Raw genomic sequence first — 15173 nt, forward strand, 5'->3', positions numbered from 1 at the left:
CTGAACAGGAGACAATCATGTCCGCAAGGATGAAATTCATCTGCGATACCGAGCGCTGCATCGATTGCAACGGCTGCGTTACCGCATGCAAGAACGAACACGAGACACCGTGGGGCGTGAACCGCCGCCGCGTCGTCACCATCAACGACGGCGTGCCGGGCGAACGCTCGGTGTCGGTGGCCTGCATGCACTGCACCGACGCGCCCTGCCTGGCAGTGTGCCCGACCAACTGCATCTACCACACCGAGGATGGCATCGTCCTGCACAGCAAGGACCAGTGCATCGGCTGCGGCTACTGCAGCTTCGCCTGCCCGTTCGGCGCCCCGCAGTTCCCGGAAACGGGCCTGTTCGCCCACCGCGGCAAGATGGACAAGTGCACCTTCTGCGCCGGCGGTCCGGAACCGGATACCTCGGAAGCCGAATTCAAGAAGTACGGGCGCAACCGCATTGCCGAGGGCAAGCTGCCGGCCTGCGCCGAGATGTGCGGCACCAAGGCGCTGCTCGGCGGGGAAGCGAACCTGATCGCCGACATCTACCGCCAGCGGGTCGAGACGCGCGGCTACGGTCCCGAACTGTGGGGCTGGAAGATCGCCTACGGGCCCAACAAGCGCGGTGGCGCGCGCAAAGCGCTGGGCGATGCGCCACGGGTGAACCAGAAGATTGGTGACAGCCAGAACACACCAGGGAAGCTGCCGACATGAAACTACTCAAACTGATCGCGGCCCTGCCGCTGGCGCTGGCCTTGTCCGGCTGCCTCGAAGTGGAACAGCATCCGGCCTGGATCAAGGGCGAATACGCGGGCAAGGATGACCAGCGCCACTTCCAGCAGCTGTTCCACAACGACAAGCTCTCCTGGAATGCGGCGATCGTCAACCGCAACAACCAGCAGAACGAGTACAACCGCGCCAATCCCTAGGAGCCTGCCATGCGAGCGAACCTGATTGCCGTGAAAGCCATCCTGGCTTTGTTCTGCGCACTGCTGCTGTCCCCGAGCTGGGCGGGTGTGCCGACCCGCGACGCCAAGCCGGCCTATGCCGAAGAGCAGACCATGCTGCAGATCGAAGCCGATTCGAACGTGCGCGAACCGGGCCTGATGGACTCCGCCTCGGGCCGGGTGCACATGGACCGCCACTTCCTCGGCCAGTACGGCAACACCGAGGCCAACGTCATCGTCCAGCGCGGCGGCAACACCTGGCGCCTGCTGCGCAACGGGCCGATCGCGATCATCACGGGGACGATCCTGCTGGCCGTGCCGCTCCTGATCTTCATCTTTTACCGGGCCTTCAGGCCGGCCCCGCTGCAGGAATCCGGGCGCCGCGTGCACCGCTTCAGCAACTGGGAGCGCACCGTGCACTGGGCCACCGCCTATTCCTTCATCGCGCTGGCGATCACCGGCATCATCATCATGTTCGGCAAGGTCATCATGCTGCCGTGGATGGGCCATACCCTGTTTTCCTGGGTGGCGATCATCTCGAAGTACGTGCACAACGTCGTCGGGCCGGTCTTCATCCTGTGCTCGATCCTGATGTTCTTCACCTTCCTGAAGCGTAACTTCTACAACCGCATCGACTGGCAATGGATCAAGCAGGGCGGCGGGCTGATTTCACACAAGCATCCGCCTGCCGGCTTCTTCAACGCGGGCGAAAAGACCTGGTTCTGGTTTGGCGTCGTGCTGCTGGGCCTGGTGATGTCGATTACCGGCCTGATCCTCGACTTCGTCACCTTCGGCCAGACCCGCTATGTGCTGCAGGTGTCGAACTACCTGCACATTGCGGGCGCCACCCTGTACATGGCCGCGGCGATGGGCCACATCTACATCGGCACCATCGGTGCGCCGGGCTCCTACGATTCGATGCGCCAGGGCCATGTCGACGAGAACTGGGCCAAGGCCCACCACGGGATCTGGTACGAGGAAACGAAATCGGGCGCCGCGCCGGATGGCGCCCGGCCTGCCGGGAACGTGCCGCCGACGGCGCCACGCCCGGGTCCCGCACATTGAGGTGAAGATGAACGCATCCACACTTACCAAGCGCACGGCCATCGGCGTTGCCGCCGGCGTCCTTGCATGCGCCATGCTCGCCGGCTGCGACCGCGGCTACACCAACGCCAAGGACGGGGTCGAACAGACCAAGTTCCCGGGCCAGGTCACGGCGGGCGGCCTCACCAGCGGCCAGGTCATGGCACGCAGCGCCAAGCCCGAAACCAACGCCGCGTATTCCGGAGGCACACCCGGCATTGCCGGCGGCGCCGGGGGCACCACCGGGGGGGCCGCGCTGGGCGGCACGGTGACCGAAAGCGGGCAGGGCCCGAACCAGGGCGCCACCACGCCGGCCAGCGCGGGGCAGGGCGGCAACAAGCCGCAGGGCGACTATGGCGGACCGCCGGCCAACGCACCGGCAGCAGGCGTCACGCCGGTCGGCGCCGGCAATGCGGCCAACCAGGGGGGCTCGGGGCCGGCCACGAACAACGCGGCGACGGGCGCCAATGCCGGTGCGACGACCGGCGCCGCCGGCGCGCCTGCCCAGCAAGCCAAACCGGCAGCCGCGCCCGGCACACTGACAGGGGACAAATGATGCGTACCCGACCAATTTCGCTCATGACTACCTTGCGTACACCGCTTCTCCGTACCCTGCTGGTTGCCGGCCTGGCGTCGAGCAGCGTGGCCCTTGCCGCCTTGCCGCCGCCGACGGCGGCAGCGCAGCAGGCAGCCGCGGCCAAGAAAGCCGCAGCCGATGCCCAGGCAGAACAGGCCAAGCTGAAGCTGGCGGCCAGCCAGGATGCGATCAGCAGCCGCTGGCGTTCGCAGGCATCGTCGAAGGGCTGGACGGTGCGCCCACCGGTGGCCATCGCAGCGGCGCCGGCCGCGGCCGGCGTGCCGGCGGCGGGTTCGCCCCCGCCCAATGCGGCCAACGCCGCGCCCGTCGTACCCGCATCCGGGGCGGTGCCGGCGGCGGTGCAGACCACCGGCGTGGCCATCACCGGCAAGCCGATGCCGGGCGTGGCGCCAAGCGCCACGGGCGTGTCCGCCAACACCATCACCGGCACGCCCGCCGGCAATACGGCGGCCTCGCCGGGCGGCGGCGCCGCGCCGCGCAGCCCGCAGGCGCTGCAGTCGGCCACTGTGCCGATCAAGAGCGAAAAACTCGGCACCGCCGCGCCCAGCCCGGACGCCAAGAACAGGCAGACCGGTTCCGTCAAGTCCGGCGCCTCGCCGGGAGTCGACAAGAGCATCGCGAACGGGTCGAAAAAAGAATGAAAATGTCCAGCATGCCGATCGCGGTCATCATGCAGCGCCGCAAGGTGGAACACCGCTGGGCCGACGAGGCATGGGCCGCCGTCGGCGTCGTGCCCGACCGCGGCAACCGGCCGCCGCTGCAGGTGCTCGGCGAAAGCCCGGAGCGCGACTACTACCTCGTATCGGGGCTCGAACTCGAGCTCTACACCGACGAGCACGAGGGTTATTACGAGAACTGCATGGCGCCCGAATCGAAGGTATTCGTCCTGTGGCGCATGATCGACGGCCGCGCCATGCCGGTGCGCGCCTCGGTCAGCTATGTCGAGGGCACCCGCATGTTCGATTCCGGCGAAGCGGCCGACGGCGTGACCATGCCGGCCGAGATCTATGCCTGGCTGGCGGACTACCTGCGCGAGCACTACACGCCGCGTCCGCGCCGCGGGCGCCAGCACGGGTAAGGAGGCACAATGCCCGAAGAAGGATTCCTGCGCCGCTGGGCGCGCGTCAAGGCGACCGGCCCCACGGAAGCCGATGCGCAGGCCGAAGCGGCGGCGCGCGCTGCTGCAACACCAACTGCTGCAGCGGCTGCGACCTCAGCTGCAAGCTCAGTTGCAACCTCAGCTGCAGCCTCGGCAGCGGCGCCTGCCCCGGCCTCGCGGCTCGCCCCATGGGCAAGGGCAGGGGATGTCCCGGCCCCCGTGGAGGAGGCGGCAAGCCCCGCGGGCGTGCCATCGGAGCCAGGCGGGCGGCCTTCGCCCACGCTCGACGACGTCGCCCGGCTCACGCCCGACTCCGACTACTCCATCTTCGTCGGCCAGGGCGTCGACAAGTCCGTGCAGCGCCTGGCGCTGAAAAAACTGTTCGCCGATCCGCACTTCAACGTGATGGACAGGCTCGACATGTACATGGACGACTACAACATCCCCAGCCCGGTATCGGAGGAGATGCTGGCCTCGCTCGACCATGCACGCAGCGCCTTGCGCCGCTTTGTCGAGGACCCTCCCGCCGAGGCGGCACCGGCGGCGGGCGACACCGGGGCGGCCGTCCTGGCTGAGCTGCCGTCCGAAAACGCCCCGGCGCAGGCATCGGCCCTGGCCGACGTCCCCGCGCCCAACACCGCCGGGCAGGACGCACTATCCCATGCACTGCCTGACGCACCACCCCATAACGAAGCCGCGCATGCCGCAGCCGCGCACGAGCACTCCCCGGCCGGGGAGTCCTTCGCTGTCGCGTCCACGCATGAGCACGGCCCATTCCATCGTCCAAACCAGCAATTGTCCCAAGGCCAAGTATGAACATCCGATTTCTAGAAGGGCAGGCCGGCGATCCCTTGCAGGAACGCCGCAATGCCCTCGCCAAGACCGCCGCCATCCTCGCGGCCGACGCCATCGCCCCTTTCGAGCCGGCCAGTTCGGTCGCCTACCGTTCCGGAGGACGCACCCTGGTCGTCGGCAGCTCCACCCAGGCCTTGCCCTGGGCCGATCACCTGGCGAACAGCCTGCCGGTGACCCTGCTGTTGCTCGACAATGTCGACGTCGGCGAACGTCCTTACCCGGTCTTCGTTGCGCGCGCCGTCGCCGTGGCCGGCTGGCTGGGCGCGTTCGAGGCGCGCTGGCAGGCGCCGGGCGAACCGGCCGCGCAGGGCAAGTTCGACCTCGTGCTCGACCTGTGCCCGAGCCCGCTCATCGCCAGCCACCAGCCGCCGCACGGCTATTACGCGCCGGGCTTCGACGACGCCGCGCGCCGCGTTGCCGCCGCCGAACTGCTGGAGATGATCGGCGACTTCGAGAAGCCCAAGTATTTCGCGTACAAGGAGCGCCTCTGCGCCCATAGCCGCAACGGCCAGGCCGGCTGCACGGCCTGCATCGAGATCTGCTCGGCCAAGGCGATCTCCAGCGCCGGCGACCGCATCAAGGTCAACCCCTACCTGTGCGCGGGCTGTGGCGCCTGCACCACCGTCTGCCCGTCGGGCGCGCTCGGATATGCCTATCCGTCCGCTGCCCACACCGGCAGCCGCATCAAGGCGGCCCTGCGCGCCTACCGCGAAGCCGGCGGAGAAGATCCCGTGCTCCTGTTCCACAGCGAAGGCGGCGCCCCGCTGCTCGAAACGGTGGGGATGGATGCCGCCACCGGCGTGCCGGGCCGCGTGATTCCGATGGCCCTGCACCATACGGCCTCGACCGGCATCGACGTCTGGCTGTCGGCCCTCGCGTACGGCGCCTCCGGCGTCACCGTGCTGATGACGGCGGACGAAGCCCCGCAGTACGCCGCGGCGATCGACACCCAGATGCGCATCGCGGAAACCGTGCTCGAGGGCCTGGGCTATGCCGGGCCGCACTTCCAGCTGCTGCGCGTGAACGCGCCCGAGGAACTGGCGGTGGCCCTGCAGCATGCGCCGCGCGGCGAAGCACCGGCCGAGCCGGCGGGCTTCAACCTGGCGGCGGACAAGCGCAACACGCTCGACTACGCGCTCGACCACCTGCTGCGGCAGGCGCCGCAGCCGGCCCAGGAAGTGGCGCTGCCGAAGGGCAGCCCCTTCGGTGCGATCGCCGTCAACAAGCAATCCTGCAGCCTGTGCATGGCCTGCGTCGGCGCCTGCCCGGCGTCGGCCGTGATGGATACGCCGAACGCGCCCCAGTTGCGCTTCGTCGAGCAGAACTGCGTGCAATGCGGCCTGTGCGCCAACACCTGTCCGGAAAACGCGATCACCCTGGTGCCGCGCATGGTCTTCGGCGACGCCCGCAAGCAGACCGTGGTGCTGAACGAGTCGCAGCCTTTCCACTGCATCCGCTGCAACAAGGCCTTCGGCACCGTGCAGATGATCGAGAACATGCTCGGACGCCTGTCCCAGCACAGCGCCTTTGCCGGCCACCTCGACCGCCTGCGCATGTGTGGCGACTGCCGCGTGATCGACATGATGCAGCCCGAAGGCGAATTCGCCGTGCCGCTGCGGCGCCCGACCTGATCCGGACGCACCGTCAATTCGGAGCACGGCTTTGACGGGCGTCCCCGTGCCCTGCGAAGCCGTGGCAAAATGTGCGCAAACAGACAACGCACGGCGGCCACCGCCGGCGTCCCCGAGACCCGCTTGAGACAGGTCCCAACAGCGCACAGGAGACAACATGACCCCTTACCAGCGTTTCGTGCAGGCGCGCGATTTCCTGCAACAGCACCGCCTCGACTACGACACCGCCTACCGCGACTACAAGGCGCCCCAGCTCGACGCCTTCAACTGGGGCATCGATTTCTTCGACCAGGAAGCGAAGGACAACCACGCGCCGGCGCTGTGGGTGGTGGAAGAGGATGGCCGCGAGCAGAAGATCTCGTTTGCCGACATGGCGGCGCGCTCGAACCAGGTTGCCCAGTACCTGCAGCAATGCGGCGTCGAGCGCGGCGACCGCGTGCTGCTGATGCTGCCGAACCGCGTCGAGCTGTGGGAAATCATGCTGGCGGGGATCAAGCTGGGCGCGGTACTGGTGCCGACGACGATGCTGGTCTCGACCGCCGACCTGCAGGACCGGATGGACCGGGGCCGGGTGCGCCACGTGATCGCCCAGGTGTCGGAAGCGCACAAGTTCGAAGGCCTGACCGGCAACTTCACGCGCATCGCCGTCGGCGGCAAGCTCGACGGCTGGCATGACTTCGACGACTGCCGCCGCGTGCTCAGCGTGTTCACGCCGAAGGGCGAGACGCGCGCGACCGATCCGCTGCTGCTGTACTTCACCTCCGGCACCACGGCGAAACCGAAGCTGGTGCTGCACAGCCAGCAGAGTTATCCGGTCGGGCACCTGTCGACCATGTACTGGATCGGCCTGCAGCGGGGCGACGTGCACTGGAACATCAGCTCGCCAGGCTGGGCCAAGCATGCCTGGAGCTGCTTCTTCGCGCCCTGGAACGCGGGCGCCACCGTCTTCGTCTACAACTACGAACGCTTCAGCGCCAAGGCCGCGCTCGAGACCGTGATGCGCTGCGGCGTGACCTCGCTGTGCGCGCCGCCCACGGTCTGGCGCATGCTGATCAAGGAGGACCTGACCCAGTGGAAACCGCCGCTGCGCGAGCTGGTGGGCGCGGGCGAGCCGCTCAATCCGGAAGTGATCGAACAGGTCGAGCGCGCCTGGGGCATCCGCATCCGCGACGGCTTCGGCCAGTCGGAGACGACCGCGCAGATCGGCAATCCGCCCGGCCAGCCGCTCAAACCCGGCTCGATGGGACGCCCGCTGCCCGGCTACGCGGTCGCGCTGCTCGACGTCGACGACCAGCCTGCGCAGGAGGGCGAGATTTCGGTGCGCCTGCAGCCGCATCCGCTGGGCCTGATGATGGCCTACGAGGGCGACGAGGAGAAGACCTCCGAGGTCATGCGTGCCGGCCACTACCATACCGGCGACACGGCCTTCGTCGACGAGGACGGCTACTACTTCTACGTCGGCCGCAACGACGACGTGTTCAAGTCCTCCGACTACCGCATCAGCCCCTTCGAGCTGGAAAGCGTGCTGGTCGAGCACGAGATGGTGCTCGAGGCCGCGATCGTGCCCAGCCCCGACCCGCTGCGCCTGTCGGTGCCGAAGGCCTTCATCACGCTGCGCCAGGGCGTCGAACCGAGCCGCGAGCTGGCGCGCGAGCTGTTCGCCTTTGCGCGCGAGCGGCTGGCGCCCTACAAGCGGATCCGCCGCATCGAGTTCCGCGAGCTGCCGAAGACCATCTCCGGCAAGATCCGCCGCGTGGAGCTGCGCAAGCAGGAAGCGACGCGAGACACATCGCCGGGCACGGGTGTCGAGTTCCGCGAAGAGGATGTTGGCAACTGAGCGGCAACTGAGCGGCAACTGAGCGGCAACTGAACGCGACAAGCGCGGTCAAATGCACAGAGCTCACCCTCAAGGAGGCGACCGTGCAGACCCTGTCGAGAATCACCCCCTGCCTGTGGTTCGACAATCAAGCCGAGGAAGCGGCCAACTACTACGTTGGCATCTTTCCGAACTCGCGCATCCGGGCGGTCTCGCATTACGGCGAGGCCGGCCGCGAGATCCACGGCATGGAAGCCGGCACCGTGCTCACCGTCGCCTTCGAACTCGACGGCCAGCCCTTCACGGCCCTGAACGGCGGCCCGGCGTTTACCTTTAGCGAGGCGGTGTCCTTCCAGGTCATGTGCGACACCCAGGACGAGATCGATTTCTACTGGGACCGGCTGGGCGCCGGCGGCGATGGGATGGCGCGCCAGTGCGGCTGGCTAAAGGACCGCTACGGCGCCTCCTGGCAAATCGTCCCGCGCCAGTTGCAGGCGCTGCTGACCGGACGCGACACGGCGCGCACCGACCGTGTGATGACGGCGCTGCTGAAGATGACGAAGCTCGATATCGAGGCGCTGGTGCGCGCTGCGGGGTGATCGGCAGCACGGCCTGAGCAAAATACTCAAGTGCGGCGCGGAAGCTGGAAACGTATGATAATGGTAACGTTTTGTTTCCATCATCGCGCCCATCTTCGAATCCTACATGCCGACCAAACCCGCAGCCAAGGCCGACCCGGCCTACGAAGTCAAGCAGTCCACGATCCACGGCAACGGCGTCTTCGCCCGGCGCTTCATCGATGCCGGCGAGCGCATCATCGAATACCGCGGCGAGCGCATCAGCTGGGACGAAGCGACCCAGCGCGCGGCGGACCGTGGCGGCCCGATCAACCATACCTTTTACTTCAGCCTGCACGACGGGCGGGTCATCGACGGCGGGAGCCGCGGCAACGAGGCGCGCTGGATCAACCATGCCTGCTCGCCCAACTGCGAAGCCTACGAGGAAGACGGACGCGTCTACATCCACGCGCTCCATCCGATCGAACCCGGCGAAGAGCTGAACTACAACTACGCGCTCATCTACGACGAACGCCACACGCCGGCCCTGAAGAAACTGTTCGCCTGCCGCTGCGGCACCCCCGGCTGCACCGGCACCATGCTGGCGCCGAAAAAACGCCAGCGCAAGAAGGCCGAGGCGAAGGAAATCGCATGAAGCCCATCGTCCGCAGCCTGCTGGAAACCGACCTCTACAAATTCACGATGTGGCAGGCGCTGCTGCACCGTCATCCGAACGCGCACGGCGAGTACGAATTCCGCTGCCGTAACGAGCCGGCCTATCCGCTGGCCGAGCTGAAGGAAGAAGTGGAACGCGAACTCGACCACCTGTGCGAACTGCTGTTCACGGACGAGGAAATCGATTACCTGCGCAGCCTGCGCTTCATCAAGAGCGACTTCGCCGACTTCCTGACGGTGTTCCGCTTCCAGCGCAAGTTCATCACGGTGGAAGCCGACGGGCCGCACCTGCGCATCCGCGCATGCGGTCCGATCGTGCACGTGATGGGCTTCGAGATCTACGTGCTCTACATCGTCAACGAACTGTATTTCCGTCGTTTCGACCAGGCGAAAGCCCTGGAAGTGGCGCGCGAGCGACTGGCGCTGAAGATCGCGCAGCTGCGCGAGTTCGACCAGGAACCGAAGCGCGCCAATCCCTTCGAGTTCTTCGACTTCGGCGTGCGCCGCCGCTTTTCCGGAGAGTGGCAGGACGAGGTCGTCTCGACGCTGGCGCGCGAGCTGCCGCAGTTCTTCAAGGGCACCTCGAACGTGCACCTGGCGCGCAAGTACAACCTGGTGCCGATCGGGACCATGGCCCACGAATACATGCAGGCCTTCCAGGCCTTCGGCGTGCGCCTGCGCGATTTCCAGAAGGCGGCGCTCGAGGACTGGGTGCAGGAATACCGCGGCGACCTCGGCACCGCGCTGACCGACGTGGTCGGCATGGATGCCTTCCTGGCCGACTTCGACCTGTATTTCGCCAAGCTGTTCGACGGCCTGCGCCACGATTCGGGCGACCCCTTCGAGTGGGGCGAAAAAGCGCTGGCGCACTACGCCAAACTGCGCATCGATGCGCGCACCAAGCGCCTCGTGTTTTCGGATGCGCTGACGGTGCCGAAGGCCCTGAGCCTGTACCGCCACTTCGCCGACCGCACCATGACCGGCTTCGGCATCGGCACCCAGCTCACCAACGACACGCCGTATAAAGCCCTGAACATCGTCATGAAGCTGGTGCGCTGCAACGGCCAGCCGGTGGCCAAGCTGTCCGACACGGCCGGCAAGTCGATGAGCAACGACGAAACCTTCCTCGCCTACCTGCGCCAGGTGTTCAACCACTCGGAGCCGACAGAGTAGGGTGCCTGAGGGCAGCGCACCGGCGCTGCCGGAACCACCCGCCGCGCCATGCGCCGGCACCTTCAAAGGAGAATGTCTTGAAACAGATCGCCGCACTTGTCGTCGCCAGCGCCTTTGCCGCTGGCGCTGCCCACGCGCAGTCGACCGCATCCCCCGCATCGGCAACCCCGGCCGCAACCCCGGCCGCAACCCCGGCCGCCGGCGCCGATGCGCAAATCGCCCCCGCCGTGGAAGCCGCCAACCGCTGGCTGGCGCTGATGGACGCCGGCCAGGCGGGCGAGAGCTGGGATGCGGCCGCGCCCATCCTGCAGGCCGCCGTCACGCGGGCGAACTGGATCGACATCGGCAAGTCGGTGCGCGCCCCGCTGGGCGAGGTCAAGTCGCGCAAGCTCGGTTCGAGCGGGTTCACGCGCTCGCTGCCGGGCGTGCCGGCAGGCGAGTACGTGGTAATCGAATACACGACCGACTTCGCCGGCCGCGCAGGCGTGGTCGAGACCGTGGTCCCGATGCGCCTGCCCGACGGCAGCTGGAAGGTGACGACCTACCGGCTGCGCTAAACGAAGGCCAGGGTGCGCGCTAGCGCGGGCACAGCTTCCACAGTTCGGTCGGCAGCGCAGCCGGCGCGTCGGGCTTGAAGAAGCTCGAATCCTGGATGTGCGAGGTCGTCACGTACACGGTGCCGTCCGGTCCCTGGCTGAAGGTGTCCGGCCAGCGCAGCCGTTCGTCGCGCACCAGCGTGCGCAGCGGCGCCTCGGGACCTTCGTCCAGGTCGCGCATCCGGATCGCGTCTTCCTGCAAGGCGGTGAGCAGCATCCGGTTGGTGCCACGGGGAATCAGGAGGCCGTCGTTGACGTCGTTGAAGCCGTAGGGCTGGACGCTGGCGGACATGTCCTCGCCGCGCATGCCTGCATCGCGCAGGACGCTGGTGGCGATGCGGTAGAGGGTGTCACCCTTGATCGCCTGCCAGTACAGCCATTCGCCGTCGCCCGACAGTTCGATGCCGTCGGCCGAGAACTCGACGCCGCGCCCGTCCGGGCGGCGCAGCACCTTGCCGTCGGCCTTGACGTCGAGGCCCTTCTTCATCTGCGTGGACGGATCGCCGTCGAGCACGCGCGCCGCCTTTCCGCTCGCGACGTCGACCACGAGGAGCGCACCTTGCACGCCCGAATCGGTGATGTACGCGAACGCGCCGTCCGGCGAAAAGCGCACGTCGTTCAGGTAGGAACCCTGGGGCGCCGCGTCCTCGTCGAAGGCGATCGTTTGCGCGACCCGGTTCGAGGCCAGGTCGATGCGCACCAGCTTCGGTCCTCCGTCCACGACATGGCTCTGCGCGGGCGCGGCCGGATCGAGCACCCACAGGCTGCCGCGGCCGTCCGCGACCACGCTCTGCACGCAGACCCAGTGCTCGCCGGGATCGAGCTGGTCCTTCCTGGCGTTGCGCCACGCGTTCCATTCGGCGTCCGGATAGGGCTCGAGCCCGCCGCCGGGCAGCAGCTCGGCCACCGAGACCGCCGTGTCCTCGGTCCAGCGCGGGAAGTTGACGAAGATCCGGTTGTCCTCGGACACCGTCACGCCCGTCACCTGGTGTTCGAAGCGGGCGACCAGTTCGATGGCCGTGCGGTTTTCCTGCAGGTCCTGCGGCTTGTTCGTATCGCTCATCTGTTCTTCCTTTATCGGTAGGTTGGCGGCTGGAGAATTCAGGCCGCCTGGCGTTGGGGGCGCGAGGCGGGCGGCGCCTCGGCGTCGCGCGCCAGGCGCTGCTGGAGCATGGCCAGCACGGCCGCTTCCTCGGGCTGCAGGGCGTGCAGCTCGTCGACCAGCTGCTGTTCGGTGCGCTCGCGCATGGCTTCGATCACGGCGCCGTCCATGTAGGCGTCGAGCACGGCCGGGTGCACGTAGCACTTGCGGCAGACCGAGGGCGTGTTGCCAAGCTTCTCGGCCACCGATTCGATGGCGCGCACCACGTTTTTCTTGGCCTGGGTCTCGGAGTCGAACTTCTCGAATTCCTGCAGGGCGAGGGCGGCCAGCACCGTGCCCGACCAGGTGCGGAAATCCTTGGCCGTGTACTCTTCGCCGGTGATGCCGCGCAGGTAGTCGTTGACGTCGCTCGAATCGACGCTGTGGGTCTCGCCGTCCGCGTCTATGTACTGGAACAGTTCCTGGCCCGGCAGGTCGCGCGTGTTGCGGATGATGCGCGCCAGGCGGCGGTCGTGCACCTGGATCTTGTGGTACACGCCGCTCTTGCCGCGGAAGCGGAACTCGACGTCGCTGCCATCCACCTTCACGTGGCGGTTGCGCAGCGTCGTCAGGCCGAAGGATTTATTCGTGCGCGCATATTCCTCGTTACCGACCCGCATCATGGTCGCCTCGAGCAGGTAGACGATGGTGGCCAGCACCTTCTCGCGCGGCAGGCCCGGCAGCTTCAGGGCGCGGTCGACCTCGGCGCGGATCAGGGGCAGGGCGTGGCCGAAGTTGATCATGCGCTCGTACTTGGCCTCGTCGCGCACGCTGCGCCACTTCGGGTGATAGCGGTACTGCTTGCGCCCGCGCGCGTCGCGCCCGGTGGCCTGCAGGTGGCCGTTCGCCTGCGGGCAGATCCATACGTCGGTCCAGGCCGGCGGGATGACGAGCGACTTGATGCGCTTGAGCGTGGCCTCGTCCTCGACCGGGTCGCCCTTGGCGGAATAGTAGCGGAAACCGCCGCCTTCGCGGTCGCCTTCGCGCTCGCGCCGGATGCCTGGCCGGTCGTCGTGTACATAGCGCAGGCCGGCGGCCTTGGCCGCGGTGGGCGGGTCGCTCAGCGGCGCCTGCTCGCCTGGGGAATCGTCAAGGGTCATGGTCGTGGCATTCAAGAGTGGAACACGCCCGGCCGATCTTACGCCTGCTGGCGGAGTACACCGTTCGGGAGCGCACGCAAGCGTAGTCCAACTCGGAGAGACTGCCAAAGCTCCCAGTGCAAGGCGCACCGCCGAAGACAGTACGCGAGTACGGCGAGGCGGTGCAACGCCGCAATGGGAGCTTTGGCAGGCTCTCTCAGCGGTAACGCGCCTCGACCAGGTCAATCTCGCGCAGCAGCTTGCGCGCGGTCTCGTCCGACAGCGCGCGCTCGTGCACCAGGGCCAGGATGGCGCGCCGCTCGGCCTGCAGGGCGGCCAGCCGGTATTCGCGCTCGGCTTGCTCGGCCACGCGCGTGCGCGCCGGATCGTAGGTGCCGCCGACGCCCAGCCTGTGCTCGTAGATGCCGCGCACATGGTCGATCGCGGCGGCGTGGACGTCGGCGTCGTGTTCCCTGTCGAGGTGGGCGTGGCCGGCCTTCTCGATGGCGGCGATGGCGGCCATGGCCGCGTCGTGGCGGGCGCGGTCTTCCTCGGTTTCCTCGCTCGACTCTTCCGGCACCTCCAGCCCGCGCAGCACGCGCGGCAGGCCGACGCTGGCGACCAGCAGCGAGACGATGATCACCGCGCTGGCGTAGAAGATGGCCAGGTCGCGTCCGGGGAAGGGCGCGCCGCCGGGCAGGGCCAGGGGCAGGGTCAGCACGCCGGCCAGGGTGATCGCGCCGCGCACGCCGGCCAGCGAGGTGGCCAGCACGAGGCGGAAGTTCGGGGTGTACACCTGTTGCCCGTGGCGCCGCGCCCTGAGCAGGGTCAGGCGCAGCGAGACCCACACCCACACCAGGCGCAGCAGGACCAGGGCCAGGCTGATGGCGAGCGCGGTGCCCGCCAGCGACCAGCTCGTCATGCTGGCATCCGGCCCGGCGTCGCGCAGGGCGCGCTCGACGATGTCGGGAAGCTGCTCGCCCAGCAGCACGAACACCACGCCGTTGAGGGCGAACTGCACCGTGTCCCAGACCACCGCGCGCCGCACGCGGGTGGTGGCCAGGGCGCGGCCGGACAATTCGACATAGCTCATCGTGATGCCGGCTGCGACCGCGGCCAGGATGCCGGAGGCCTCGAGGTGCTCGGCCGCGAGGTAGGCGCCGAAGGGGATCAGGAGGTTGACCAGGATCGGCGAGCCGGGCTCCTCGCCGAAGCGCGTGTTGATGACGCGCTGGGCGAAGGACACCGCCAGCGTGATCGCCACCCCGCAGGCGATCCCGGCCAGCGCCACCCAGACGAAGGTGAGCGAGGCGCTGGCCAGCGAAAAGGTGCCGGTCATGGCCGCGGCGACGGCAAAGCGGAAGCACACCAGGCCGGTGGCGTCGTTGAGCAGCGACTCGCCCTCGAGGATGTGCATCAGGCGCCGCGGCACCGGCACGCGCGCCGTGATCGAGGCGACCGCCACCGGATCGGTGGGGGCGACGATGGCGGCCAGCGCAAAGGCGACCGGCAGCGGGAGGGTGGGCACCAGCCAGTGGATCAGGAAGCCGGCGCCGACCACGGTGAAGACCACCAGCCCGAGCGCCAGTTCGAGGATCGCGCCCTTGTCGCGGAACAGCCCGACCTTCGGGATGCGCCAGCCGTCGAGGAAGAGCAGCGGAGGCAGGAACAGCAGGAAGAAGATTTCGGGGTCGAGCGTGACGCCATGGTCGAACACGCCGGCGATGGTCGCGCCCAGCGCGATCTGCACCAGCGGCAGCGGCACCCCGAAGGGCAGCATCCGCACCAGGTAGCCGCTCGCGATGACGGCCAGCAGCATCGCCAGTACTACGCCTACCGATTCCATGCATGCTCCTCCATGTTGAGCCGGCATGATACGGGAGGTAGCGATGAGATGTCGCTCAAGCGCGTATCCGGTGTCCTCGTACGGTGGACG

The 15173-nt window shown here is 67.9% G+C and carries 16 protein-coding genes; 13 read left to right on the plus strand and 3 right to left on the minus strand.

What is annotated here, in order from left to right:
* Nucleotides 1–17 precede the first annotated feature (17 nt).
* The 13 genes from fdh3B (at nucleotide 18) to ACWCIA_RS06365 (ending at nucleotide 10978) form a co-directional block, all read left to right on the plus strand.
* Nucleotides 18–701 carry a formate dehydrogenase FDH3 subunit beta gene (gene fdh3B / locus ACWCIA_RS06305; RefSeq protein ID WP_454161743.1) on the plus strand — a complete coding sequence of 228 codons (684 nt, stop codon included), beginning with the start codon at nucleotides 18–20 and terminating at the stop codon, nucleotides 699–701.
* On the plus strand, nucleotides 698–916 hold the full coding sequence (locus ACWCIA_RS06310; RefSeq protein ID WP_454161744.1) for a hypothetical protein: 219 nt from the start codon (nucleotides 698–700) through the stop codon (nucleotides 914–916). Before fdh3B ends, ACWCIA_RS06310 begins: the two co-directional genes overlap by 4 nt.
* A gap of 9 nt (nucleotides 917–925) precedes the next feature.
* On the plus strand, nucleotides 926–1999 hold the full coding sequence (locus ACWCIA_RS06315) for a formate dehydrogenase subunit gamma (protein ID WP_454161745.1): 1074 nt from the start codon (nucleotides 926–928) through the stop codon (nucleotides 1997–1999).
* Nucleotides 2000–2006: 7 nt separating this feature from the next.
* Entirely contained in the window at nucleotides 2007–2573 is a 567-nt protein-coding gene (locus ACWCIA_RS06320) for a hypothetical protein (protein WP_454161746.1), read from the plus strand.
* A gap of 23 nt (nucleotides 2574–2596) precedes the next feature.
* Nucleotides 2597–3256: a hypothetical protein gene (locus ACWCIA_RS06325; RefSeq protein WP_454161747.1), complete on the plus strand. Its 660-nt coding sequence runs from the start codon at nucleotides 2597–2599 to the stop codon at nucleotides 3254–3256.
* Nucleotides 3253–3693 (plus strand): DUF3305 domain-containing protein, encoded by a 441-nt coding sequence (locus ACWCIA_RS06330; RefSeq protein WP_454161748.1) that lies wholly within the window; start codon nucleotides 3253–3255, stop codon nucleotides 3691–3693. The genes ACWCIA_RS06325 and ACWCIA_RS06330 overlap by 4 nt, the downstream gene beginning before the upstream one ends.
* Nucleotides 3694–3702: 9 nt before the next feature.
* Nucleotides 3703–4530, plus strand: a complete 828-nt coding sequence (locus tag ACWCIA_RS06335; protein ID WP_454161749.1) for a DUF3306 domain-containing protein — start codon at nucleotides 3703–3705, stop codon at nucleotides 4528–4530.
* Nucleotides 4527–6200, plus strand: a complete 1674-nt coding sequence (locus ACWCIA_RS06340; protein WP_454161750.1) for a 4Fe-4S binding protein — start codon at nucleotides 4527–4529, stop codon at nucleotides 6198–6200. Before ACWCIA_RS06335 ends, ACWCIA_RS06340 begins: the two co-directional genes overlap by 4 nt.
* Nucleotides 6201–6357: 157 nt before the next feature.
* Complete coding sequence (locus ACWCIA_RS06345) at nucleotides 6358–8037, plus strand: AMP-binding protein (protein WP_454161751.1); 1680 nt, start codon at nucleotides 6358–6360, stop codon at nucleotides 8035–8037.
* Between the two features lie 83 nt (nucleotides 8038–8120).
* Complete coding sequence (locus ACWCIA_RS06350) at nucleotides 8121–8615, plus strand: VOC family protein (RefSeq protein ID WP_454161752.1); 495 nt, start codon at nucleotides 8121–8123, stop codon at nucleotides 8613–8615.
* Nucleotides 8616–8721: 106 nt separating this feature from the next.
* Nucleotides 8722–9228 carry an SET domain-containing protein gene (locus ACWCIA_RS06355; RefSeq protein ID WP_454161753.1) on the plus strand — a complete coding sequence of 169 codons (507 nt, stop codon included), beginning with the start codon at nucleotides 8722–8724 and terminating at the stop codon, nucleotides 9226–9228.
* A complete protein-coding gene (gene pncB, locus ACWCIA_RS06360) occupies nucleotides 9225–10421 on the plus strand; it encodes a nicotinate phosphoribosyltransferase (RefSeq protein WP_454161754.1) in 1197 nt (398 codons plus the stop codon). The genes ACWCIA_RS06355 and pncB overlap by 4 nt, the downstream gene beginning before the upstream one ends.
* A 77-nt stretch (nucleotides 10422–10498) precedes the next feature.
* Nucleotides 10499–10978 carry a DUF4019 domain-containing protein gene (locus tag ACWCIA_RS06365; RefSeq protein ID WP_454161755.1) on the plus strand — a complete coding sequence of 160 codons (480 nt, stop codon included), beginning with the start codon at nucleotides 10499–10501 and terminating at the stop codon, nucleotides 10976–10978.
* Nucleotides 10979–10997: 19 nt separating this feature from the next.
* Here the strand turns inward: ACWCIA_RS06365 and ACWCIA_RS06370 are convergent, their stop codons facing one another.
* The 3 genes from ACWCIA_RS06370 to ACWCIA_RS06380 all read right to left on the minus strand — a co-directional run bounded on the left by ACWCIA_RS06370 (nucleotide 10998) and on the right by ACWCIA_RS06380 (nucleotide 15083).
* The gene (locus ACWCIA_RS06370; RefSeq protein ID WP_454161756.1) at nucleotides 10998–12080 is read right to left on the minus strand and encodes an L-dopachrome tautomerase-related protein; all 1083 of its coding nucleotides are present in this window, start codon (nucleotides 12078–12080) and stop codon (nucleotides 10998–11000) included.
* 38 nt (nucleotides 12081–12118) lie between these two features.
* Nucleotides 12119–13258, minus strand: coding sequence for a DNA topoisomerase IB (locus tag ACWCIA_RS06375; RefSeq protein WP_454161757.1), 1140 nt, complete (start codon nucleotides 13256–13258; stop codon nucleotides 12119–12121).
* A 196-nt stretch (nucleotides 13259–13454) separates the two neighbouring features.
* Complete coding sequence (locus ACWCIA_RS06380) at nucleotides 13455–15083, minus strand: Na+/H+ antiporter (protein WP_454161758.1); 1629 nt, start codon at nucleotides 15081–15083, stop codon at nucleotides 13455–13457.
* Nucleotides 15084–15173 lie beyond the last annotated feature (90 nt).

The sequence above is a fragment of the Massilia sp. SYSU DXS3249 genome (genome assembly GCF_053668055.1).

Bases quoted from the DNA above. Each gene is read 5' to 3' on its own strand.
- fdh3B (WP_454161743.1), top strand. From the start codon at position 18: ATGTCCGCAAGGATGAAATTCATCTGCGATACCGAGCGCTGCATCGAT.
- ACWCIA_RS06310 (WP_454161744.1), top strand. From the start codon at position 698: ATGAAACTACTCAAACTGATCGCGGCCCTGCCGCTGGCGCTGGCCTTG.
- ACWCIA_RS06315 (WP_454161745.1), top strand. From the start codon at position 926: ATGCGAGCGAACCTGATTGCCGTGAAAGCCATCCTGGCTTTGTTCTGC.
- ACWCIA_RS06320 (WP_454161746.1), top strand. From the start codon at position 2,007: ATGAACGCATCCACACTTACCAAGCGCACGGCCATCGGCGTTGCCGCC.
- ACWCIA_RS06325 (WP_454161747.1), top strand. From the start codon at position 2,597: ATGACTACCTTGCGTACACCGCTTCTCCGTACCCTGCTGGTTGCCGGC.
- ACWCIA_RS06330 (WP_454161748.1), top strand. From the start codon at position 3,253: ATGAAAATGTCCAGCATGCCGATCGCGGTCATCATGCAGCGCCGCAAG.
- ACWCIA_RS06335 (WP_454161749.1), top strand. From the start codon at position 3,703: ATGCCCGAAGAAGGATTCCTGCGCCGCTGGGCGCGCGTCAAGGCGACC.
- ACWCIA_RS06340 (WP_454161750.1), top strand. From the start codon at position 4,527: ATGAACATCCGATTTCTAGAAGGGCAGGCCGGCGATCCCTTGCAGGAA.
- ACWCIA_RS06345 (WP_454161751.1), top strand. From the start codon at position 6,358: ATGACCCCTTACCAGCGTTTCGTGCAGGCGCGCGATTTCCTGCAACAG.
- ACWCIA_RS06355 (WP_454161753.1), top strand. From the start codon at position 8,722: ATGCCGACCAAACCCGCAGCCAAGGCCGACCCGGCCTACGAAGTCAAG.
- pncB (WP_454161754.1), top strand. From the start codon at position 9,225: ATGAAGCCCATCGTCCGCAGCCTGCTGGAAACCGACCTCTACAAATTC.
- ACWCIA_RS06370 (WP_454161756.1), bottom strand. From the start codon at position 12,080: ATGAGCGATACGAACAAGCCGCAGGACCTGCAGGAAAACCGCACGGCC.
- ACWCIA_RS06375 (WP_454161757.1), bottom strand. From the start codon at position 13,258: ATGACCCTTGACGATTCCCCAGGCGAGCAGGCGCCGCTGAGCGACCCG.
- ACWCIA_RS06380 (WP_454161758.1), bottom strand. From the start codon at position 15,083: ATGGAATCGGTAGGCGTAGTACTGGCGATGCTGCTGGCCGTCATCGCG.